The sequence below is a fragment of the Pseudarthrobacter sp. fls2-241-R2A-168 genome (assembly GCF_030209335.1).
GTDB lineage: Bacteria > Actinomycetota > Actinomycetes > Actinomycetales > Micrococcaceae > Arthrobacter.
Window position 1 is genome coordinate 34414 of record NZ_JARVSG010000012.1, and the last position, 21346, is coordinate 55759.

The window sequence follows — 21346 nt, forward strand, 5'->3', positions numbered from 1 at the left end:
TAACGCTACTCCCGCTGCCGGCAACTGGCCTCCCACCTGACTCCTACCCACTGTGAGCCGCGCTACTTGCAGCCGCGAAGGAATGCAAGAATGAACAAACGCCCCGCTGGGCACCGCCAGCGGGCAGTCGCCATCCTTCGAAAGGCCCCACTTTGCCTGGTTTGAACCTGACGCGCGCTGAAGCCAGCGGGCGTGCCGAACTGATCTCTGTCGAGTCCTACGACGTCAGCCTGGACCTGACCCGGGGCGGGAAGGTCTTCGGCAGCACCACCACGGTGAAATTCAGCGCCAGGCCCGGGTCCGCCACCTTCATTGACGCGGTTACCTCGGCCGTGCACAGCGTCACCCTGAACGGCCGCAGCCTTGACCCGGCCGCGGTGTCCGACGGCGTGCGGATCCAGTTGCCGGAGCTCGCGGAACACAACGAGCTCACCGTTGTAGCGGACGCACCGTACATGAACACCGGCGAGGGCCTGCACCGTTTTGTGGACCCGGTGGACAACGAGGTCTACCTGTACACGCAGTTCGAAGTTCCCGATTCACGGCGGATGTTCGCCGTGTTCGAGCAGCCTGACCTGAAGGCCACCTTCACTTTTACCGTCACTGCCCCCTCGCACTGGGACGTCATTTCCAACTCCCCCACCCCCGCCCCGGTGGAAACCACACCCGGCGGGGACGGCGGTGCCAGGTCCGTCTGGTCCTTCTCCCCGACTCCGCGGTTGTCCTCCTATGTCACCGCGCTGATCGCGGGCCCGTACCAGTCGGTGCGCAGCGAGGTCACCAGCTCCGACGGGCGGGTCATCCCGCTGGGCGTTTTTGCCCGGAAGTCCCTGATGCAGTACCTGGACGCGGAGAACATTTTTGAGCTGACCCGGCAGGGCTTCGCATTTTTTGAGGCGCAGTTCGGCTGCCCGTACCCGTTCGAGAAATACGACCAGCTGTTCGTGCCGGAGTTCAACGCCGGCGCCATGGAGAACGCCGGCGCGGTGACCATCCTCGAGGGCTACGTTTTCCGCAGCAAGGTCACCGGCGCCCAGATCGAACGGCGTGCCATTACAGTGCTCCACGAGCTCGCCCACATGTGGTTCGGCGACCTGGTGACCATGCGCTGGTGGAACGACCTGTGGCTCAACGAGTCCTTCGCCGAGTACATGTCCCACCTTGCAGCGGTGGAGGCCACCTCGTTCACCAGCGCCTGGACCACCTTCGCCTCGGTGGAGAAGTCCTGGGCCTACCGCCAGGACCAGCTGCCCACCACGCATCCGATCTTCGCCGAAATCAACGACCTCCAGGACGTCGAGGTGAACTTCGACGGCATCACCTACGCGAAGGGCGCGTCCGTGCTCCGCCAGCTGGTGGCATGGGTGGGGCCGGAGCAGTTCATGGCCGGTGTGCGGGAGTACTTTGCCAAGCATTCCTGGCAGAACACCGAGCTGCGGGACCTCCTGGTGGAACTGGAAAAGGCCAGTGGCCGCGACCTCGATGTGTGGGGACGGCAATGGCTTGAAACGGCCGGGGTCAACACCCTCAAACCGGAACTGGAGGTGGACAGCGAGGGCAGGCTCACATCGTTCGCCATTGTGCAATCAGCCGTCGCAGAGTGGCCCACCATCCGTCCGCACCGGCTGGCCGTGGGGTTCTACAACCTCAATGGCGACGGGAAGCTGGAGCGGGTGCACCGCGAAGAGCTGGATGTCGACGGCGAACGGACCGAAGTGCCCGCGCTGGCGGGCCTGGCGCAGCCGGACCTCATCCTGGTCAATGATGACGACCTCGCCTACGCCAAAGTGCGGCTGGATGAAAAATCGCTGGCCACCGCCACAGCGCACCTGAAGGACTTCAGCCACAGCCTGCCGCGGACCCTGGTGTGGAACTCCGCCTGGGACGCTGCCCGCGACGGCGAGACCCCGGCGCGGCGGTACGTGGAGTTGATCCTTGCCAACGTGGCGGCCGAGACAGATTCTTCCGTGATCCTGGTCCAGCTCCGCCAGTTGGCCACCACCCTGAACTTCTACGTGGCCGAGGAGCACCGGAAGGCGACGGCTGTGGCTGCCGCGGACAAGCTGTGGGAGCTGGCGTCCGAGGTGCCCGGCGGCTCGGACGCCCAGCTGCAGTTCGTGAAGTCCTTTGCCCTGCTGGCAGGCAGTGAAAGCCAGCTGGACCGGATTGGCGGCCTCCTGGACGGCTCGCTGGTCCTGGACGGGCTGGCTGTTGACCAGGACCTGCGGTGGGAGCTGGTGACGTCCCTCGTGGCAGGCGGCCGGCTGGGCCAGGACGGCATCGATGCCGAGCTGGAGCGGGACAATACCTCCAGCGGACAAAATGCCGCAGCGCAGGCGAAGGCCGCCATCCCAACGCCGGAGGCCAAAGCCGCGGCCTGGGAATCGATCGTGGTCAAGGGCGAGCTGTCCAACGCCCTTCAGGGCTCGGCGGTCAACGGCTTTATGCGGGTCCTGGACCGGTCACTGCTGGAACCGTACGCCGAGAAGTATTTCGAGGCGGTGCCGGGGATCATGGAGACCCGGACGCACGCACTTGCCCAGCAGATCGTCGTCGGGCTCTACCCCTCCCTGCTGACCACGCAGGCCATCGTGGACCGGACGGATGGCTTCCTGGCGTCGCTTCCGCCCGAAAGCGCCGCGCTGCGCCGGCTCATGCTGGAAAACCGCGACGGCGTGGCCCGGGCCTTGCGCGCCCGCGCGGCTGACGTCCTGCCCGGCGAAGCAGTTCCCGCGGTATGAGCCTGCACGAACACCGCTATGCGTTGACTGTCCAATGGACCGGCAACCTGGGCGAGGGGACGTCGTCCTACCGCGGCTACTCGCGCGACCACGACGTGCTCATCGCGGGCCTGCCGGTCCTTAAGGGCTCGGCAGATCCCACCTTCCATGGAGACCGGGAGCGCTACAACCCTGAGCAGCTGCTCCTGGCCGCCCTGGCCCAGTGCCATATGCTCTCCTACCTCCATGTGGCGGTGAAGCACGGTGTGGTGGTGACCGGCTACCGGGACGACGCCACCGGGCTGATGCGCCTGAACCGGGACGGCAGCGGCCAGTTCGAAAGCGTCACGCTGCACCCGCGCGTGACGGTTGCGGACGCGGGCCAGACGGACCTTGCGGCCCGGCTGCACCACGAGGCGAACCAGGTCTGCTTCATCGCCCGGAGCGTGAATTTTCCGGTTCACCACGAGCCCGAGACGGTGGTTGGCTGACCGTACGGTCCGCCGGCCTAGGAGTCTCCTGGCTTAGGCGGCCTACTGCAGGGCGGCGAGCAGGCGCGCCTCCGTTTCCGGTGACAGCCCGGCCCTCCTGGGCCGGTCCAGCCCGCGTTCACGTTCGTCGGCCAACGTGTCCGCCAGCGTCTCCCGCCACGGCCGGAGCAGCAGGCCGGCGTCAACCGCCGCCTGGTTGCTCCGGGCCATAAAGCCTTCGTGCCCCGGCGGGAGCCAGAGCGGCAGCGAGTCCGGGCCGGCCCAGTAGTCCACGCCCTGCTCCGCAAGCCAGGTCCCCGCCGCGGGCACCACCGCGCCGCTGTGACCCGCCGCATGCCGGGCCGCCTCGATGTAGTCGCCGAACCGGATTTGGTCTCCCAGTGCGTTCATTGCACCGGTAATGCCCCGCTTTGCGGCCAGCAGGATCCAGGCGGCGAGGTCCCGGACGTCGATCACCCGCATCGGGGCGTCGTCGATGGCCGGTACCAGAACGGGCTTCATGTCCCGGGCAAAGCGGGCAGGCCAGTAGCCATACCGGTCCGAGCCGTCCCCCGGACCGCCGATCAGGCCGGCACGGCAGAGATGGGCTTTGCCGTCGGCAGCCTGGAGAGTTGCCTCCTCGATGGCAACCTTCGACTCGCCATAGTTCTCCGGCGTGGACGGCGTACCAGGGGCAAGGGCGGGAAGCAGGGCGGCATCCTCCCCGGCACCGGGAACCGAAGCGTCGGCGTACACGGAGCAGCTGGAGACGAACGTCCAGTGCGCGGCCCGGTGCGCGAGGGCGTGCAGAGCTTCCGATGCCGGCACGGGGTCCCGGGCGACCTCGATGACGGCGTCCCAGTCTTCTTTGGCCACGTCCGTGTAGGCGTTCACCCCCAGCGAACGATCGGACTTGAGCCACGCAACACCCTGCGGCGGTGCGGCCACGGATCCGCGGGCCAGACACGTGACATCATCCCCGGCCGCCACAGCCTGGCGGGCGATTTCTGCGGACAGGAAGGCGGTTCCGCCAAGGACAAGAATGCGCATGCCGCCACGCTACGGCGCTAGGGTTGAAGGAGAACAGAGCCTTCCGCGCCGGGCTTAACCGGCGCTCCGGTATCCGCATCCCGGCCGCAGCCGGAGAAACCCCCAGGAGTATTTCCCCCACATGGTCAGTACGTTGTCGATCCTTCCTACCGCCGCCAATGATCCGGACGGTATCAACATCACCGGCATCGTGATCAGCCTCGGCGTGGGCGTCACGGTGTGGCTGGTGGCCACCTTCGTCATTTCCCGCATCACGCGGCAAGTTGCTTCCGGCAGCAGCCTCTTCAAGAAGCCCACCTTCAAATGGGTGGCGCCCGCGTTGCGGGCCCTGGACCACGAACGGCGGGTGCAGCGCGCTGAGACCATCGGATCCCTGCTGAACAGCGTGGTGGGAGTGCTGGTGGTGATCATCACCGGCATGTATGTGCTGCAGAACCTGGACATCAACATCGCCCCGCTGCTTACCAGCGTGGGCATCCTGGGTGTGGCCATCGGCTTCGGTGCCCAGCAGTTGATCCGGGACTTCCTGGCGGGAATTTTTATTACCATTGAAGACCAGTACGGCATCGGCGACGTGATCGAGACCAGTGAGGTTGTTGGTGTGGTGGAGTCCATGGGCCTGCGCATCACCCGGGTACGCTCTGACGACGGCGCCATCTGGTACCTCCGCAACGGTGAGATCCTTCGGGTGGGCAACCGGTCCCAGGGCAACTACGTGCCCCTGCACGAGTCACCGGACGGGACCACGGACCAAGGCAGCGACCACGGCGCCGTCGAGACCAAAAAGACTGACCAGAAAGCCGGAGACTAGCGATGACCATCCCCATCGAACCGCAGCGGCCACGCCAGCTGATGCAGAACGATCCGTTCAGCCAGCCCGGCTACACCGATAACTTCTATGACGCCGTGGGCGGCCACGAAACGTTCGTGAAGCTGATTGATGTCTTTTACGACGGCGTGGCCACGGATCCGCTGCTGCGGCCCATGTACCCCGAAGAGGACCTGGCGCCGGCCAAGCGCCGGTTCCTGATGTTCCTCGAACAGTATTGGGGCGGTCCCACCACATACGGGGAGGAGCGCGGGCATCCCCGGCTGCGCATGCGCCACATGCCGTTCCAAGTGACGCCGGAAGCGAAGGACCGCTGGCTGTTCCACATGCGCAAGGCCGTGGACGCGCTGGAGCTGCCGCCGCTGTACGAGGGCACCCTGTGGGATTACATGGAGCGTGCCGCACTGTCGATGGTGAACAGCCCGGCCGGATAGTGAAGCCCCGGCTGCCCAAACAGAGTTTTTGCGCTTAGAGCAGGGTTCTTGCGCTTAGAGCAGTCCGCTTCCGGTCCGTGCCAGGACGTGCCCGCGCGGACCCGACAGCCGGAACCAGCGCCCCGTACGGTAGAGCTTCTGGTCGCCGTCACCCAGGAAACCAAGGGCCAGGGCGGCGAAGGCGGCCCCTGCCGGCAGCCCGGTCTCGTCGAGTTCCCTGCCCCAGACGGCGGCCCTGGCATTGTTGACGATCAGCGCGCCGGGTTTGTCCGGCACAATCCCTGCCACTTCGGCGATGCCGGCCTCGGCGGCCTTACGCAGGGCGGCGTCGCTTCGCGGGCCCATGAGCTCCCACCCGCTCCTAGGGGCGCCCACCCCGGTCCAGGACTGGGTGACGGTGGACGGCGGAACCGGCAGCTCGACGTCGTCCTCCGCCGCCCTGGCAAGGCGGTCCAGCACTGCGGCCAGGGGAACGGTGACATCCGTTCCGGACGGCTCGGCCAACGCCATGGTGCGCAGCCCCAGGATGGTGGGAGTCGATTCACCCAGCACACGCGGGCGCAGCACGCAGACGTACGCGGCGAGAACGGAACCTGCCGCCTGAAGCCGGATGGCGCCGTCGTCGATTGCTTTTGCCCGCGTGGCGAAGGTCTTCAAATCAGCGAGGTCGCGGGGATCGGCGAAACGGAAGGACGAGGTGAGTAGATCAGACACACCAAGAACACTACCGGCTCGACCTTTGTTGAGCAGTGCCCGGGTGCCGTCTAGAGTCAAACCATGACTGAAGCCGACGCCGGACTCCTGGCGCTCCCCAGCGAAGATCCCACCTTGTCGCTCATCAATCTTCTCGACCTTGGTGAGCTCGAGGGGGCCCGGACAGATGAGGACATCTTCCTTGGCCCGTCGCAGCAGCAGCCCCACCATCGGGTGTTTGGCGGGCAGGTACTGGCACAGTCGCTCATCGCCTCCATCAGGACGGTAGACCCCGACCGTTTTGTGCATTCGATGCACGGCTACTTCCTGCGGCCGGGCGATGCGAACAAGCCGATCACGTTCGGCGTGCAGCGCCTCCGGGACGGCAGGTCCTTTTCGGCCCGCCGCGTCCACGCCTACCAGGAGGGCGTGCCCATCCTGTCGATGATTGCCTCCTTCCAGGGCGAGGACGAAGGAATTGAGCACGAATCCGTGATGCCCAGCGGTATTCCCGATCCCGAGTCGCTGCCCAGCACCGCTGACCTGCTGGGCAAATTCGATCATCCGGTGGCACGGCACTGGGCCTACGAACGGCCGTTCGACATCCGGCACGTTGACCCGCCGCTGTACGTCTCGGCGAAAGGTAAGAGGGAAGCCCGCAACGCCGTGTGGATGAAGACCTTTGGGCCCATGCCGGACAACCCGAACCTGCACCGGGCGGCGCTGGCGTACGCGAGCGACTACACCCTGCTCGAGTCAATCCTGCGCCGGCACGGGCTGAGCTGGATCACGCCGGGGATGAACGTCGCGAGCCTGGACCACGCGATGTGGTGGCACCGGCCCGCACGGGTGGATGAATGGCTGCTCTATGTCCAGGAGTCGCCCAGCGCCCAAGGCGCCCGCGGACTCGCCACCGGGAAGATCTTTAACCAAGCGGGCCAGCACGTGGCGTCCGTGGCGCAGGAAGGGATGGTCCGCGTGCCAACCGACCTGAAGAACAAAGTGGTGGGCGCCTTCCAGTCCAAGGTGATGGAGCACCAGATCCGCAAGGCAGCCAAGGACTAGCTGTATTTTGTTTCCGCCTGCTCCTGTGGGTGGAAACGCCAACAGGCCGGCACCCTTCCGGGGCCGGCCTGTTGCTTTTCGCTGGTGCCGCGGCTTATCAGTCGCGGGTGAGGCGGCGGTGCGTGACGCGGTGCGGTTTGGCCGCATCGGGGCCGAGCCGCTCCACCTTGTTCTCCTCGTAGGATTCGAAGTTGCCCTCGAACCAGTACCACTTGGAGGGGTTCTCCTCGTCACCTTCGTAGGCGAGGATGTGGGTGGCCACCCGGTCCAGGAACCAGCGGTCGTGCGAGACCACCACGGCGCAGCCCGGGAACTCCAGCAGCGCGTTTTCCAGGCTGCTGAGGGTTTCGACGTCGAGGTCGTTGGTGGGCTCATCCAGGAGCAGCAGGTTTCCGCCCTGCTTGAGGGTGAGGGCGAGGTTCAGGCGGTTGCGCTCACCGCCGGAGAGCACGCCGGCCTTCTTCTGCTGGTCCGGGCCCTTGAAGCCGAAGGCGGCGACATAGGCCCGGGACGGCATTTCCACATGGCCAACCTGGATGAAGTCCAGGCCGTCCGAGACAACTTCCCACAGCGTCTTGTTGGGGTCGATGCCCCCGCGGCTCTGGTCAGCGTAGGAAATCTTGACCGAATCGCCGATCTTCAGGTCGCCGCCGTCGAGCGGCTCCAGGCCCACGATCGTCTTGAACAGCGTTGTCTTGCCGACGCCGTTGGGGCCGATGACCCCCACGATGCCGTTGCGGGGCAGGCTGAAGGACAGTCCATCGATCAGGGTCCGGTCTTCGAAGCCCTTCTGCAGGTTCTTGGCTTCGAGGACCAGCCCGCCCAGGCGCGGTCCCGGCGGGATCTGGATCTCTTCGAAGTCCAGCTTGCGGGTCCGGTCTGCTTCGGCAGCCATCTCCTCGTAGCGGGCCAGGCGGGCCTTTGACTTGGTCTGGCGGCCCTTCGCGTTGGACCGCACCCATTCGAGTTCCTCGGAAAGACGCTTGGCCTGCTTGGCGTCCTTCTTGCCCTGGATCTCCAGGCGGGCGCGCTTCTTCTCGAGGTACGTGGAGTAGTTGCCCTCGTACGGGTACAGGTGGCCGCGGTCCACTTCGGCGATCCACTCGGCCACGTGGTCCAGGAAGTACCGGTCGTGGGTGACCGCCAGGACGGCGCCGGCGTAGGAGGAGAGGTGCTGTTCAAGCCACAGCACGCTTTCAGCATCCAAGTGGTTGGTGGGCTCGTCGAGAAGCAACAGGTCAGGCTTCTGCAGGAGCAGCTTGCACAGGGCTACGCGGCGGCGCTCACCTCCGGAGAGGTTGGTGACGTCGGCGTCGGCCGGCGGGCAGCGGAGGGCGTCCATGGCCTGCTCCAGCTGTGAGTCCAGGTCCCAGGCGTCTGCAGCGTCGATGGCTTCCTGCAGGTGCCCCATCTCCTCAAGGAGGGTGTCGTAGTCAGCATCGGGGCTGGCCATTTCCTCCGATATTTCGTTGAAGCGCTGGATCTTGCCGTAGATCTCGCCAACGCCTTCCTGGACGTTGCCCAGGACGGTTTTTTCTTCGTTCAGGGGTGGTTCCTGGAGGAGGATGCCCACGGTGTAGCCAGGGCTGAGCCGGGCCTCACCGTTGGAGGGGGTGTCCAGTCCGGCCATGATCTTCAGGATGGTGGACTTACCGGCACCGTTCGGGCCCACAACACCGATCTTGGCGCCGGGAAAGAAGGACATGCTTACGTCGTCAAGAATGAGTTTTTCGCCAACGGCTTTTCGGGCCTTGGTCATTGTGTAGATAAATTCCGCCATGGTTCCAAATCTAGTGGGTCGGCGGGCATATCTCACATTCGGTGCGGCAAGGTCAGGAGCCTACAAAGCACTTGCCGCTGGCCAGTACGGGCAGGACCGTTACCGTGACGGCACCGTCGCGGACCTGGCCGATGACACAGTCCTTTCCCTGCAGCACTGCCGCTTCGATGGCATCGGCTTCGAGGCCGGTGGGGGTACGGCTTTGCGACACCTGCAATGCTGCCGGCGCGATTCCCGCGCCGGTGAGTGCATCTGTTACCTGGGCAGTGGCCGGTTTGGGCGATCCTGCGGCCAGGCGTCCCAGCGCATCCGTGACGGTCTGTGTCACCGTTGCGGTGGCGGCGGCGTCCGCTGCCGGGGCCGATGGCGCCCCGGAGGTGCCGGCCAGCGGTTCGGCGGAGCCGCTTTCCGTTGCTGCCGGACCAGCACCGGCTGATGCTGCCGCAGTGGATGCTGCCGCGGTTGCCGGCTCGGATAATGCAGGCTGGACCTGGGGCGAACCGCCAACGCAGCCCGACAGACCCGCCAGCAGCGCGGCGGCGGCCGTTGCCACGACCAAACAGCGTGCGGCGGTGGGCCAAACAGCTATGGAAGCGATGGCCGTGCGTGCGGCAGTTGCGGGGGCCGGAGCAGATTGGACTGGAACGGCTGGGGCTAAAGCTGCGGGGGCGGCCGATACTGCACCCGCCGGAGTCTTTTGCCGGTGGTCAGGGGTAAGCCGCATGGTGCCATTCTGCCACGCCTGCAAGAGCCAACTTTCCGCCATGGGCTTCATGACCTTGGCGGACAGGGGTGCAGCCGGGGGGTGCTGCGACCCTGCCCGCCAAGGAACCAAGAGGGCCGAGAGGCGTTGACAAGGGCATCCTCAAACTGGGGAGTCGGCGAGCTCCCCCGTTTCCAGGTTGAGGGCGAGCAGGTCGCCATTGGTGTCCTCAACGTAGGCGGCAGCCGGATCTCCGCCGTCAGCGCCGTCATCGCTGTCTTCGGGTTCGTCGAAAGGGCCTTCCGGCCCGGCCGGCCGGCTGGCGTCAAGGGGTGGCTCCGGTTCCACGAGCGAGAGGAGCGGTTTCTTGGAGGACCGGGTGAAGTTGGCGGTCCCCAACGTGAGGTCATGCCCAACGGCGTCAGCATCGATGGTGTGCGAGTAATAGACCCTGCCGTCCCTCTCCCAGCTGCGGATCCTCAGCGTGCCCACCACGATGACGGGCTGGCCTTTCCGGATGCTGCAGCCCATGTTGCCGGCCAGATGGCGGTAGCCCTGGACCGTGAACCAGTTGGTGTGGCCATCCACCCATTGGCCGTCCTTGTCACGCCGACGCGAGTTCGAAGCGATCCGGAATTCGGCGGTGGCCACTCCCCCCGGTGTTGTGCCGCTGGTGATGTCGGTGGCAACAAAGCCTTTGATCGTTATGGTGTCGTTCATCTCTATGTCCTGTCTCCATGTGGTTCTGCCTAGCAGGCAAGACCAGCATGGCCCTGGCGCAATCTGCCGGGGAGGCAGGAGTTTGCCTATGTGCAAAACCCGGCCCGCGGCTGCCTGTGGAGGATCAGTGGGTGCCACGCACATCAATGACGGCGCCCGGACGGCGGGCAATGTAAACTTTTTGAGGCGCCGGAATTCATCTCCGGAACTGCCTCAGTAGCTCAGGGGATAGAGCAGCGGCCTTCTAATCCGCCGGTCGGGGGTTCGATTCCCTCCTGGGGCACAAAAAAGAGCGGCCCTGACCAGTGGAAAAGCTGATCAGGGCCGTCTTTAATTTTGCAGTCGGCTCAGCCGACCATGTACCGCCGGAACCATGTCCGGATGCGGTGGTGGACTCAATCCTGTTGAGTGGCAGGTTCGTCCCCATCTTCGTCGCCCGGGTCGTCGTGGACCTTTCTCGGGATCTTGCCCTCAACGTCGGCGGGAACAGGCGGATCCTTCTCATCATCAGCAGACATGGCGCCAAGTCTAGAGGCCAGGGACACAAGCCAACATCTTCAAACGGCGGGGACAGCACCCGCAGGTGATGGTGCAACCGCGGGTTGCGGGCTCTACGACTGCAGCCGGTGCGGCGCTTCCACCAGGGAACGGACCACGCTGCCGGCGGCACCCAGCAGTGCGCCGCCCTCTTCCACGGCTGCGATGGTGATGTGCTCCGGAAAAACCTTGCCGGGCGCGTACCGTGCCAGGCTTTCGGCCAGGGAAGGGCGCAGCCACCGTTCCAGGACAGCGAAGTGCCCGCCGAGCACCACCGCCCCGATGTTCAGCACACGGGCTGTGGATGCCACCGCCACCCCCAGTGACGTCCCGGCACGCTCAACGGCCCGCAGTGCGCCCGGCTGATCCTCCGCGAGCGCGGCCACCAGCGCGGACATGCTCTCCGACCTGGACCTCCCTTTGCCGGCGATACCGGCAGCCGCGAAGATCGCGTCCTGCCCGGCAACAGTCTCCAGGCAGCCCGTGCCTCCACAGGAGCAGCGGCTGCCTGCGGGGTCCACCACAACATGGCCCACTTCCCCGGCGTGCCCTTCCGGACCCGTAAAGAGCTCCGATCTGATGACCAGTCCGCCGCCGACCCCCACCTCACCGGACACGTACAGGAAGTCGTGCCGGCCGGCGGGTCCGCGCGCCAGTTCCGCAAGGGCAGCAGCATTGGCCTCATTAAAGAGGGTTATACCCAACGGCAGGCCGGGCAGCAGCCGGTCAAGATCGAGTTCTACGTCCAGCCAGCCGAGGTTGGGGGCGGCAAGGACAGTGGCGCTGCCGGCATCCACAAGCCCGGGAACGGCCAGTCCTCCACCCAGGACTTCCACGCCCTTGCCGAGGGCAGCCGTCCGCACCTCCACCGCAAGGGCGGCCAAGGCCGCCAGGACTGGCGCGCTTTCACTCCCACGGTTATCCCGCTCGCGGATCTCCTGCACCACCACCGCTCCGGACAAGTCCGTGACGCCGGCGGCAATGTAGTCGACATTAATTTCCATGCCAATCACCCCGCGCGCCGGATTCAACTCCAGGCCTACTCCGGGCCGGCCGCGCTCCCCCTGGGGATTAAGCCCTATTTCCCGCAGGATCCCGGTCTCGAGAAGATCCAGGACGATGCTCGATACCGAAGCCTTGGTAAGCCCCGTGGACGCGGCAATCTGCGCCCGCGTCAGGTGGGAGCCGGATGGAGCCTGCGCAACCCTGCCCATAACCAGGGCGAGGTTGCTCCTGCGGACGTCGCCCATGTTTCCTGGCGATCCGGCATCGGGCAGGGCAGGTGCTGGTGCCGTGTTCGCCATGGCGGCCTCCTTAGATAAGCCGGGCCGTCCCAACATGCCCTTGGCTATTGACCCCAACGTAATCACAATTATATAGTTCAAGCGATAAACTAACTCGCTCCGCAAGGGGCACACTGACTGCAAGGACGCATCATGACTCTCTCCCCCACCCCCGCTGACAAATTCACTTTTGGTCTCTGGACCGTGGGCTGGACCGGTGCGGACCCGTTCGGTGTCGCAACCCGCGCCGCCCTTGATCCGGTGGAAGCGGTACACCGGCTGGCCGAGCTCGGCGCCTACGGCATCACCTTCCACGACAATGACTTGGTCCCCTTTGACGCGACGGCTTCCGAGCGGGAGCTGATCCTGAAGAACTTCAAAGCAGCACTGGCCGAGACGGGTCTGAAGGTGCCCATGGTGACCACCAACCTCTTCAGCCACCCCGTCTTCAAGGACGGCGGCTTCACCTCCAACGACCGCTCCATCCGCCGCTTTGCCCTGTCAAAGGTGCTGCGCAACATCGATTCCGCCGCCGAGTTCGGCGCCGAGACGTTTGTGATGTGGGGCGGGCGTGAGGGCAGCGAGTACGACGGCTCGAAGGACCTCGCCGCGGCGCTGGACCGGATGAAGGAAGGCGTGGACACGGCCGCCGCGTACATCAAGGACAAGGGCTACAACCTGCGCATCGCGCTGGAGCCAAAGCCGAACGAACCCCGCGGCGACATCTTCCTGCCCACCGTGGGCCACGGCCTGGCGTTCATCGCCCAGCTCGAACACGGCGACATCGTGGGCCTGAACCCCGAGACCGGGCACGAGCAGATGGCCGGGCTGAACTTCACCCACGGCATCGCCCAGGCCCTCTGGGCCGGCAAGCTCTTCCACATCGACCTCAACGGCCAGCGCGGCATCAAGTACGACCAGGACCTGGTCTTCGGCCACGGCGACCTCACCAGCGCATTCTTCACTGTGGACCTGCTCGAAAACGGCTTCCCCAACGGCGGCCCCCGCTACGAGGGCCCCCGCCACTTCGACTACAAGCCCTCCCGCACCGACGGCTACGACGGCGTCTGGGAATCAGCCAAAGCCAACATGGCCACCTACCTGCTCCTGAAGGAACGCGCCCTGGCCTTCCGCGCGGACCCCGAAGTTCAGGCCGCCCTCGCCGCCTCCGGCGTCGGCGAACTCGCAGAACCCACGCTGGCCGCCGGCGAGACCACCGCCGACCTGCTCAACGACGCCGGAGCGTTCGAGGACTTCGACGCCGACAAGGCTGCCGAACGCTCCTTCGCGTTCGTCCGCCTCAACCAGCTCGCCATCGAACACCTCCTCAACGCCCGCTGACCATGGCGCTGGTAGCAGGGATCGACAGCTCTACCCAGTCCTGCAAAGTGGTGATCCGCGATGCGGACACCGGAGCACTGGTCCGCCAAGGCAGGGCCAGCCATCCGGACGGTTCGGAGATCCATCCCGACCATTGGTGGGATGCACTGCAGGAAGCACTGCAACAGGCCGGCGGGCTGGCCGACGTTGCAGCTGTCTCGGTGGGCGGGCAGCAGCATGGCATGGTGTGCCTCGACAGCGATGGCCGGGTGATCCGTCCGGCACTGCTGTGGAACGACACCCGCAGTGCCGGCGCCGCCCAGGAGCTGATCAGGACCGCGGGCGACGGCGCTAGTGCTGCCGGCGCCCGCTACTGGGCCGGTGCCACGGGCACTGTCCCGGTGGCCTCGCTGACGCTGACCAAGCTGCACTGGCTGGCCGCACATGAGCCGGAGAACGCCGCGGAGGTGGCGGCCGTCTGCCTCCCGCACGACTGGCTGACGTGGCGGCTGATGGGCCATGGCCCCGGCAGCGGTCCGGAAAACCTTGACGCCCTGGCGACGGACCGTTCGGACGCTTCGGGCACCGGCTATTTTTCGACGGCGGCCGGCCGGTACCTGCCCGAGGTGCTGGAGGCATCGCTGGGCCATGTGCCGCTGCTGCCTGAGGTGCTGGGTCCCCTGGACGTCGCCGGCAAGACCCCCGATGGCGCCCTCCTGGCCGCCGGCGCCGGCGACAATGCGGCAGCAGCGCTGGGAGTGGGTGCCGGCGTCGGGGATGTGGTGATGTCCCTGGGCACCTCTGGGACGGTCTTTGCCGTCTCGGACACCCCCGCAGCCGATCAGTCGGGGCTGGTGGCAGGGTTCGCCGATGCTTCCGGGCACTACCTGCCACTGGTGTGCACCCTCAATGCCACGCGCGTTTTCGATGCCACGGCGGCCCTGCTGGACGTCAGTATCGAGGAGTTCAACGAGCTGGCGCTGAGTGCCGAGCCAGGGGCCGCGGGCCTCACGCTCGTGCCCTATTTGGACGGCGAACGCACGCCCAACCTGCCGGAGGCCACCGGTTCCCTGCATGGCATCACCCGCGCCAACTACACGCCGGCTAACCTGGCGCGTGCCGCCGTCGAAGGCGTAGTCTGCTCGCTCGCAGACGGCCTGGCCGCCCTGCAGGAGCAGGGAGTCCAGGCCCGGCGCATCGTCCTGGTGGGTGGCGGGGCGCAGTCCACTGCGGTCCAGTCTGCGGCGGCGCAGCTGCTGGGAGTCAAGGTCACTGTGCCACGGCCGGGCGAATACGTGGCCGACGGCGCAGCCCGCCAGGCTGCCGCGGCACTCACCGGACAATTTCCGCAGTGGGCCCTGGACGCCGTCGACCTTCCTGCCGGGCAGGACGACGGCGGGGTGCTGGCCAGGTACCGGCGGTGCGCTTCGATGTACGCCTGACCGTTGCCATGCAAAAGGACCGGACCGCGAGCGCGGTCCGGTCCTTTTTGGTGGGGCTCAGGCTCCTGCCTGCCATGTTGGGAAGCGTGGCAGGAGCCCGAGGTCTTTATCAGGTCAGGCGTACGGGAGCACAAGCTCGGCGTAGCGCTCCTTGACTGTGGCCAGGACAGTGTTGCCGTCCGTGTCCCAGATGTCCTGATTGAAGATTTCTACTTCGATGTCCCCGGTGTACCCGGCTTCACGCACCCAGGTGCCGATAGTGGCAAAGTCCACCACGCCGTCGCCCATGTAGCCGCGGGACAGCAGCGGATCGGCCGCAATGGGCATGTTGAAGTCGCACACCTGGTAGCTGGCGATGCGGTTTTCCCGCCCGGCGCGCTCGATCTGCGCCTTGAGTTCGGGATCCCACCAGACATGGAAGGTATCGACGGCGACGCCCACTGTGGATGAGTCGAACGGAGCTGCAAGGTCCAGAGCCTGCCCCAGGGTGGAGATCAGGGCACGGTCCGCGGCGTACATCGGGTGCAGCGGCTCCAGGACCAGGCGGACGCCGTGTTCCTCGGCGAAAGGAACCAGGTCGGCGAGGCGGTCTGCGACGCGCCGGCGTGCCGCCACCACGTCCTTCTCCCCCGGCGCCAGGCCGCCCACCACCAGGAACAGTTCCTTGGTGTCCAGGGCAACGGCCTCCAGGATGGCGGCGCGGTTGTCAGCGAGTGCGGCGGCCTGCCCTTCAGCGTCGGGTGCAGTGAGGAACCCGCCGCGGCACAGGGATGAAACGCGGAGTCCGGCGTCCTTGATCAGGCGGGCGGCCTTGTCCAGGCCGGCTTCCTCCACCCGGTCCCGCCAGGGACCGATCGTGGGGATGCCGGCGTTGACGCAGCCGTCAACCACCTGGGCGAGGGTCCATTTCTTCGTGGTGGCGCTGTTGATGGAGAGGCGCGAGAAGTCGCTCACACGCCCACCCCGTTGATCCGCAGGTAATCGGACATCCGGAAGGCAGCCAGAGCCGGGTCCCGCAGCAGGCCGGCCTGGTCCGCCAGTTCGAAGGTCTTGGCCAGGTGGCAGACCGATCGGCCGGAGTGCAGGCCGCCCACCATCTGGAAGCCGGGCTGCTTGCCGTTGAGCCAGGACATAAAGGCGATCCCGGTCTTGTAGTAGAACGTGGGGGCGCTGAAGATGTGCTTGCCCAGTTCCCGGGTGGAGTCCAGGATTTCCCGCGCCTTGGCCGGGTTGCCGGCGTCGTAGTTCTGCAGTGCCACCGAAGCGGCGGGGTAAATTGCCGCGAAGATGCCCAGCAGGGCGTCGGAGTGGTGGCTGCCGTCGCCGTCGCCGTCGATCAGTTCGGGATAGTTGAAGTCGTCCCCGGTGTAGAGGCGGACGCCTTCGGGAAGGGCCGCGCGCAGGGCAACCTCGTGGTTGGCATCCAGCAGCGAGACCTTGACGCCGTCCACCTTGGCCGCGTTGTCCTTGATGAGGCCCAGGAACGTTTCGGTGGCCGTTGCGACGTGGTCCGAACCCCAGTAGCCGGCGAGGGCGGGATCGAACATGGTGCCCAGCCAGTGGAGGATCACCGGCTGGTCCACTTCCTGCAACAGGGTGGAGTAGACCTGCAGGTAGTCTTCCGGGCCGCGGGCAACCTTGGCCAGGGCGCGCGAGGCCATGATGATGACCTTCGGACCGGCTTCGGTGATGACGGCGATCTGCTCACGGTATGCCTCGAGGACCGCTTTGAGGCCGGCCTCTCCAACGGGCAGGGAGTCGATGTCCAGCTGGTCTGTGCCCGCGCCGCAGGATACGAGGTCGCGGACCGACTTGCCGGCCGTGGCTGCGTTGCCGGACGAAACCACCGAAGCGGCCTCTACTCCGGTGCGCTTGATGAGCTGCTGGGTGGCTGCCCAGTCGAGGCCCATCCCGCGCTGGGCGGTGTCCATGGCATCGGCAACGCCGAGTCCGTAGGACCACAGTTCGTGGCGGTAGGCCATGGTGGCATCCCAGTCGAGGCGGGCGGGGGCACCGGGGGTGTTGTCCGCCAGGACCTCGGGGATCACGTGGGCTGCGGCGTAAGCGCGGCGGGCGGTCAGCGGGGCGGCCGGGCGCGCCCAGGTGGTGCCGCCCTGCAGGCGGTACTCCATGGTGCCGCCGTCGTGGGAGGGAAGGATGAGTGAGGTCATTAGAGGGTGATCTCCGGGATGTCGATGGTGCGGCGTTCGTCGTTGGACTGCAGGCCAAGCTCGGCGAGCTGGACGCCGCGGGCTGCGGAGAGGAGGCCGAAGCGGTGCTCGCGGCCGGCCACGACGTCACGGAGGAACTCTTCCCACTGCAGCTTGAAGCCGTTGTCCAGCTCAGCGTTGGCCGGCACTTCCTGCCACTGGTCGCGGAAGGACTCGGTGACCGGAAGGTCCGGGTTCCAGACCGGCTTGGGGGTGTGGGCGCGCTGCTGGGCGACGCACTTGTTCAGGCCGGCGACGGCGGAGCCGTGCGTGCCGTCCACCTGGAATTCCACGAGTTCGTCACGGTAGACGCGGACGGCCCAGGAGGAGTTGATCTGGCCGACGACGTCGTCGCCGCCGGGGGTCTCAAGCTCGAAGATGCCGTAGGAGGCGTCGTCGGCCGTGGCCTTGTACTCCTTGCCGGCTTCGTCCCAGCGGGCAGGGATGTGGGTGGCGGTCTTGGCGTTGACGCTCTTGACCTTGCCGATGATGCCTTCGAGGACGTAGTTCCAGTGGCAGAACATGTCCGTGGTCATTCCGCCGCCGTCTTCCTTGCGGTAGTTCCAGGACGGGCGCTGGGCAGCCTGGATGTCGCCTTCGAAGACCCAGTAGCCGAATTCGCCGCGGATGGAGAGGATGCGGCCGAAGAAGCCTTCGTCCACCAGGCGGCGGAGCTTGACCAGGCCGGGCAGGTACAGCTTGTCGTGGACAACACCGGCGGTGACGCTGGCTTCCTTGCCGATGCGGGCCAGCTCAATGGCTTCCTCGAGGGTTTCGGCCGTGGGCTTTTCGGTGAAGATGTGCTTGCCGGCCTGCATGGCCTTCTTCAGGGTGGCGGCGCGGAGGCTGGTCATGGAGGCGTCGAAAACGACGTCGACCGTGGGGTCGTTGATCACGGCGTCCAGGTCGGTGCTCCACTCCGAGACCTTGTGCTTTTCGGCCAGTTCACGGATCTTGGCTTCGTTGCGGCCCACCAAAATGGGCTCAACCTGGATGCGGGTGCCGTCCTCCAGGGTGAAACCGCCGGCGTCCCGGATGGGGAGGATGGAACGCAGCAGGTGCTGGCGGTAACCCATCCGACCGGTGATGCCGTTCATGGCGATGCGGATTGTTTTTGTCTCGAAGCCCATAAGTCCTCCACGGTGAGTGAGCAGTTCTACTCAAGCTGTATCGGGAAAGCGCATTCCCACTGCTTCAATGATGCACCCGGCACGACGTATTGGCAAGCGCTTTCCAGCACCAGCTTAAAACTGCCATAATGTGGTTACGCTCGATGACCCTACAAAGCCGATCAGGAGACGCTGTGGCTGCAAGTACCCTTACCGAGGTGGCGCGGCTGGCAGGGGTATCACCGGCCACTGCCAGCCGGGTCCTCAATGGTTCCGCCCGCAAGCCGGGACAGGACATCGCGGACCGCGTCCGCCAGGCCGCGGACTCGCTCGGCTACATCCCCAACGCCCAGGCCCAGGGCCTCGCGAAGTCCAGTTCGGGACTGATCGGCCTGATCGTCCACGACATCGCCGACCCCTACTTCGCCGCCATCGCCAGGGGTGTGCAGGAGGCGGCCCGCGAGCAGCGCAAGATGGTGCTGCTGGCCACCACAGGCGGCGCCCCGGCGGAGGAAAGGGAAGCCGTGGCAGCTTTCGCCGCACGCCGCGCTGATTCGATCGTGATCGCCGGCTCCCGCTCTTCGCAGCCGGAAAACCAGGAAGGCAACGCTGAACTGGCGGCTGAACTGGACCGGTACTGCCGCAATGGCGGCCGGGTAGCGGTGGTGGGCCACCCTGTGGTCGGCGCGACAGCTCCCGAGGGCTACCATATTGTGGCCGTGCCCAACCAGGAACTCGCAGCGGCACTGGCGGGAAAACTCGCTTCCGGCCAGGATGGTGATTTTGTGATCATAGGCGGTCCGGATGGGCTCTTCACGTCCGACGACCGGATCCGCGGGTTCCAGGAGGGCCTGGCAGCCGCCGGACGCAAACCCGCCGAAGTCCTTCGCACGGCCTTCAACCGCGCCGGCGGCTACGAGGCCGGCCTCAAGCTCGCTGACATGATCAAGGCCCGGCAGGCAGAGTCCCGGCAGGCGGACTCCGGGGAGGAAGCCGGGCGCGGGAAGCTGTGCATTTTCGCCGTCAATGACGTCATGGCCATCGGTGCGGCCGCAGCCCTCCGTGAACAGGGGCTGCGGATTCCGCGGGACGCCACCATCGCAGGCTTCGACGACATCGAAACACTCCGGGACTTCCGCCCCGCCCTCTCCACGGTGCGCCTGCCGCTGGAAGAAATCGGGCGCCTGGCAACCCGTGCCACGGCTCCCGGCGGAGCCAGTGCCCGCGAGCCCGGCGAGAACGGTTCCGGTTCAACTGAGGCAGGGCCCGACGGCGGGCGGCAGCAGCCCATTACCGGTGAAGTCACGCTCCGGCGCAGCACGGAAACGGCAGCCTGACCGTGGCGTTGCAATTGACGGCGGCGCCGTCCCGCGCGGGCTCGGGAGAGCGTCCCGCCGTCCTGGTGCTTCCCGGCGGCGGCTATGGCCGCCAGGCAGACCATGAGGCCGAGCCCGTGGCCGAATGGCTGGCCGGACTGGGCATTCACGGTTTCGTCCTGCGCTACCGGGTTGCTCCGGACCGGCACCCCGCACCGCTGGAGGATGCAAAGCAGGCAATGCTCCAGATCCGCGGCGGTGCGCACGGCCTGGCGGTGGATCCCCGGCGCGTGGGCGTCCTCGGGTTTTCCGCGGGTGGACACCTTGCGGCGACGCTTTCCACGGCTGTGGCCACCGGCGGCGCTGACCTGGACGTTCCATCGGCAGTCCCGGATCTGACCGTGCTCTGCTATCCGGTGGTGTCTTATACCCGGGCGGTGCACCAGGGTTCCGTGGACAACCTTCTGGGCGGGTCGCCGTCGGCGGATCTCCTTGCCGAACTGTCCGCCGAGCAGCAGGTGACAGCTGCAACGCCGCCCGCGTTCGTCTGGCATACGGCCGATGATGCCGCAGTGCCCGTCAGCCACAGCCTGGACTACACCGCGGCCCTGCTCAACGCCGGCGTGCCAGCGGAACTCCACGTCTTCCCCGAGGGCCGCCACGGGCTGGGCCTGGCGGACGGGCAAGCCGGCGCAGACCAGTGGCCCGCCCTCTGTGCCGGCTGGCTGGACCGCGCAGGCTGGACGGTTTCCTAGCTAGCCAAGGGCGCGGATGGTCCATTCAGCGCAGTGCGCCTGGCCGGGCTGCAGATGGACCACGTCGGTTCCTGAGTTGAAAGCGTCCGGCGGGCAGGTCATCGGCTCAACTGCCAGGCCCAGGCGGTCCGGTCCCACCGGCTTGTCAGCCGTGTGGATCTGGACCCAGGGCCACTCGGCGCCCCATTCCAGCTCGACGCCGGTTCCTGCGGGATCCTGGACGCGGACGCGTGCGCGCCCGTCAGCCCCGCGGTTGATGCCGGTAAAAGCATGGTCGATCTTGACCGGCCCCAGGCGGCGGGCGGCCCTGAAGTCGAACTCGTGCCCGTCGACGCTGCGCATCCCGACCGGAAGCAACCGGTCCTGGGTCACTTCAAGGAAATCGGCGGCGGGCAGCTCCAGCGACCATTCGTCGAGTCCCGACGGGCCCGCCACCAGGTAGGGGTGCGGACAGACACCGTACGGCGCCGGGACGCCGCCGACGTTTGCCGCCCGCACAGTGCTGACCAGCCCGTCCTCAGTCAACCTATAGGCAACGGAAAGGTCCAGCTCCCCGGGATATGCCTCGCCCGCGGCCACCCGACAATCCAGCACCACCTCGTCCGGGGAAGGTTGCCGCACGATCCAGAGGCGGCCTGTTGCCAGACCGTGCAGGGCTGAACCCCGTTCAGGTTCATTGATGGCTGCCTCGAATGTCCGGCCAGCGTAGGTGTAGGTGCCGTCCGCAAGGCGGTTGGGCCACGGAGCGCAAATGACGCCGCGGTAGTCGGGAATCGTTCCGTCAGCGCCAAAGGCCACCACCAGGTCCCTCCCCTTGTGGCGGAGTTCCCGGAGGGCTCCTCCCCGCGCGGTGATCACCGCAGTGTAGTCGCCGGCGGCGATGCTGTACTCGGTGCCCGGCATGGGAGTC

At 66.5% G+C, this 21346-nt stretch carries 20 protein-coding genes, 1 tRNA gene and 1 pseudogene; 11 read left to right on the forward strand and 11 right to left on the reverse strand.

Features of this window, described 5'->3' with window-relative positions:
- Nucleotides 1-152 precede the first annotated feature (152 nt).
- Both pepN and QRN11_RS09045 read left to right on the forward strand, forming a co-directional pair.
- Entirely contained in the window at nucleotides 153-2741 is a 2589-nt protein-coding gene (pepN, locus tag QRN11_RS09040; RefSeq protein ID WP_285250704.1) for an aminopeptidase N, read from the forward strand.
- Nucleotides 2738-3211, forward strand: coding sequence for an OsmC family protein (locus tag QRN11_RS09045; protein WP_142064328.1), 474 nt, complete (start codon nucleotides 2738-2740; stop codon nucleotides 3209-3211). The genes pepN and QRN11_RS09045 overlap by 4 nt, the downstream gene beginning before the upstream one ends.
- Before the next feature lie 42 nt (nucleotides 3212-3253).
- Here the strand turns inward: QRN11_RS09045 and QRN11_RS09050 are convergent, their stop codons facing one another.
- Complete coding sequence (locus QRN11_RS09050; RefSeq protein WP_142064331.1) at nucleotides 3254-4240, reverse strand: Rossmann-fold NAD(P)-binding domain-containing protein; 987 nt, start codon at nucleotides 4238-4240, stop codon at nucleotides 3254-3256.
- Between the two features lie 121 nt (nucleotides 4241-4361).
- On the opposite strand from QRN11_RS09050, the gene QRN11_RS09055 reads away from it, so the two are divergent.
- The gene (locus tag QRN11_RS09055) at nucleotides 4362-5051 is read left to right on the forward strand and encodes a mechanosensitive ion channel family protein (protein ID WP_091422808.1); all 690 of its coding nucleotides are present in this window, start codon (nucleotides 4362-4364) and stop codon (nucleotides 5049-5051) included.
- Nucleotides 5052-5053: 2 nt separating this feature from the next.
- Nucleotides 5054-5503 (forward strand): globin, encoded by a 450-nt coding sequence (locus QRN11_RS09060; RefSeq protein ID WP_142064334.1) that lies wholly within the window; start codon nucleotides 5054-5056, stop codon nucleotides 5501-5503.
- Nucleotides 5504-5557: 54 nt separating this feature from the next.
- Here QRN11_RS09060 and QRN11_RS09065 read toward each other — a convergent pair whose 3' ends face one another.
- Nucleotides 5558-6217, reverse strand: coding sequence for a DUF8185 domain-containing protein (locus tag QRN11_RS09065; protein WP_142064337.1), 660 nt, complete (start codon nucleotides 6215-6217; stop codon nucleotides 5558-5560).
- A 63-nt stretch (nucleotides 6218-6280) separates the two neighbouring features.
- On the opposite strand from QRN11_RS09065, the gene QRN11_RS09070 reads away from it, so the two are divergent.
- The gene (locus QRN11_RS09070) at nucleotides 6281-7261 is read left to right on the forward strand and encodes an acyl-CoA thioesterase (protein ID WP_142064340.1); all 981 of its coding nucleotides are present in this window, start codon (nucleotides 6281-6283) and stop codon (nucleotides 7259-7261) included.
- A gap of 29 nt (nucleotides 7262-7290) precedes the next feature.
- Nucleotides 7291-7356: pseudogene (locus QRN11_RS22500) on the forward strand (hypothetical protein); the annotation flags it as partial.
- Nucleotides 7357-7358: 2 nt separating this feature from the next.
- On the opposite strand, the gene ettA reads toward QRN11_RS22500, so the two are convergent.
- From ettA to QRN11_RS09085, 3 genes are all read right to left on the reverse strand, one after another.
- The gene (gene ettA, locus QRN11_RS09075; protein WP_142064344.1) at nucleotides 7359-9041 is read right to left on the reverse strand and encodes an energy-dependent translational throttle protein EttA; all 1683 of its coding nucleotides are present in this window, start codon (nucleotides 9039-9041) and stop codon (nucleotides 7359-7361) included.
- 52 nt (nucleotides 9042-9093) lie between these two features.
- Complete coding sequence (locus QRN11_RS09080) at nucleotides 9094-9594, reverse strand: DUF6993 domain-containing protein (RefSeq protein ID WP_255470956.1); 501 nt, start codon at nucleotides 9592-9594, stop codon at nucleotides 9094-9096.
- A gap of 312 nt (nucleotides 9595-9906) precedes the next feature.
- The gene (locus tag QRN11_RS09085; protein WP_142064347.1) at nucleotides 9907-10464 is read right to left on the reverse strand and encodes a single-stranded DNA-binding protein; all 558 of its coding nucleotides are present in this window, start codon (nucleotides 10462-10464) and stop codon (nucleotides 9907-9909) included.
- A 210-nt stretch (nucleotides 10465-10674) separates the two neighbouring features.
- On the opposite strand from QRN11_RS09085, the gene QRN11_RS09090 reads away from it, so the two are divergent.
- Nucleotides 10675-10747 (forward strand) — tRNA-Arg (locus tag QRN11_RS09090).
- Between the two features lie 112 nt (nucleotides 10748-10859).
- Here QRN11_RS09090 and QRN11_RS09095 read toward each other — a convergent pair.
- Both QRN11_RS09095 and QRN11_RS09100 read right to left on the reverse strand, forming a co-directional pair.
- Nucleotides 10860-10982 (reverse strand): hypothetical protein, encoded by a 123-nt coding sequence (locus QRN11_RS09095; RefSeq protein ID WP_255470957.1) that lies wholly within the window; start codon nucleotides 10980-10982, stop codon nucleotides 10860-10862.
- Between the two features lie 93 nt (nucleotides 10983-11075).
- A complete protein-coding gene (locus QRN11_RS09100; protein ID WP_142064350.1) occupies nucleotides 11076-12305 on the reverse strand; it encodes an ROK family protein in 1230 nt (409 codons plus the stop codon).
- 132 nt (nucleotides 12306-12437) lie between these two features.
- Here QRN11_RS09100 and xylA point away from each other — a divergent pair, with 132 nt between their 5' ends.
- Nucleotides 12438-13625, forward strand: a complete 1188-nt coding sequence (gene xylA / locus QRN11_RS09105; protein ID WP_142064353.1) for a xylose isomerase — start codon at nucleotides 12438-12440, stop codon at nucleotides 13623-13625.
- Between the two features lie 2 nt (nucleotides 13626-13627).
- A complete protein-coding gene (xylB, locus tag QRN11_RS09110; protein ID WP_142064356.1) occupies nucleotides 13628-15046 on the forward strand; it encodes a xylulokinase in 1419 nt (472 codons plus the stop codon).
- A 114-nt stretch (nucleotides 15047-15160) separates the two neighbouring features.
- On the opposite strand, the gene QRN11_RS09115 is transcribed toward xylB, so the two are convergent.
- The 3 genes from QRN11_RS09115 to QRN11_RS09125 are packed head-to-tail and all read right to left on the reverse strand — an operon-like array spanning nucleotide 15161 to nucleotide 18386.
- On the reverse strand, nucleotides 15161-16000 hold the full coding sequence (locus tag QRN11_RS09115; RefSeq protein WP_142064359.1) for a sugar phosphate isomerase/epimerase family protein: 840 nt from the start codon (nucleotides 15998-16000) through the stop codon (nucleotides 15161-15163).
- Entirely contained in the window at nucleotides 15997-17217 is a 1221-nt protein-coding gene (locus tag QRN11_RS09120) for a dihydrodipicolinate synthase family protein (protein ID WP_142064362.1), read from the reverse strand. Before QRN11_RS09120 ends, QRN11_RS09115 begins: the two co-directional genes overlap by 4 nt.
- Nucleotides 17217-18386 (reverse strand): Gfo/Idh/MocA family protein, encoded by a 1170-nt coding sequence (locus QRN11_RS09125; RefSeq protein WP_285250705.1) that lies wholly within the window; start codon nucleotides 18384-18386, stop codon nucleotides 17217-17219. The genes QRN11_RS09120 and QRN11_RS09125 overlap by 1 nt, the downstream gene beginning before the upstream one ends.
- A 173-nt stretch (nucleotides 18387-18559) precedes the next feature.
- Here QRN11_RS09125 and QRN11_RS09130 point away from each other — a divergent pair, with 173 nt between their 5' ends.
- Both QRN11_RS09130 and QRN11_RS09135 read left to right on the forward strand, forming a co-directional pair.
- Nucleotides 18560-19702, forward strand: a complete 1143-nt coding sequence (locus QRN11_RS09130) for a LacI family DNA-binding transcriptional regulator (protein ID WP_285250706.1) — start codon at nucleotides 18560-18562, stop codon at nucleotides 19700-19702.
- Entirely contained in the window at nucleotides 19699-20436 is a 738-nt protein-coding gene (locus QRN11_RS09135) for an alpha/beta hydrolase (RefSeq protein ID WP_285250724.1), read from the forward strand. Before QRN11_RS09130 ends, QRN11_RS09135 begins: the two co-directional genes overlap by 4 nt.
- Here QRN11_RS09135 and QRN11_RS09140 read toward each other — a convergent pair whose 3' ends face one another.
- Nucleotides 20437-21339 (reverse strand): aldose 1-epimerase family protein, encoded by a 903-nt coding sequence (locus tag QRN11_RS09140; protein WP_285250707.1) that lies wholly within the window; start codon nucleotides 21337-21339, stop codon nucleotides 20437-20439.
- Nucleotides 21340-21346: the final 7 nt, after the last annotated feature.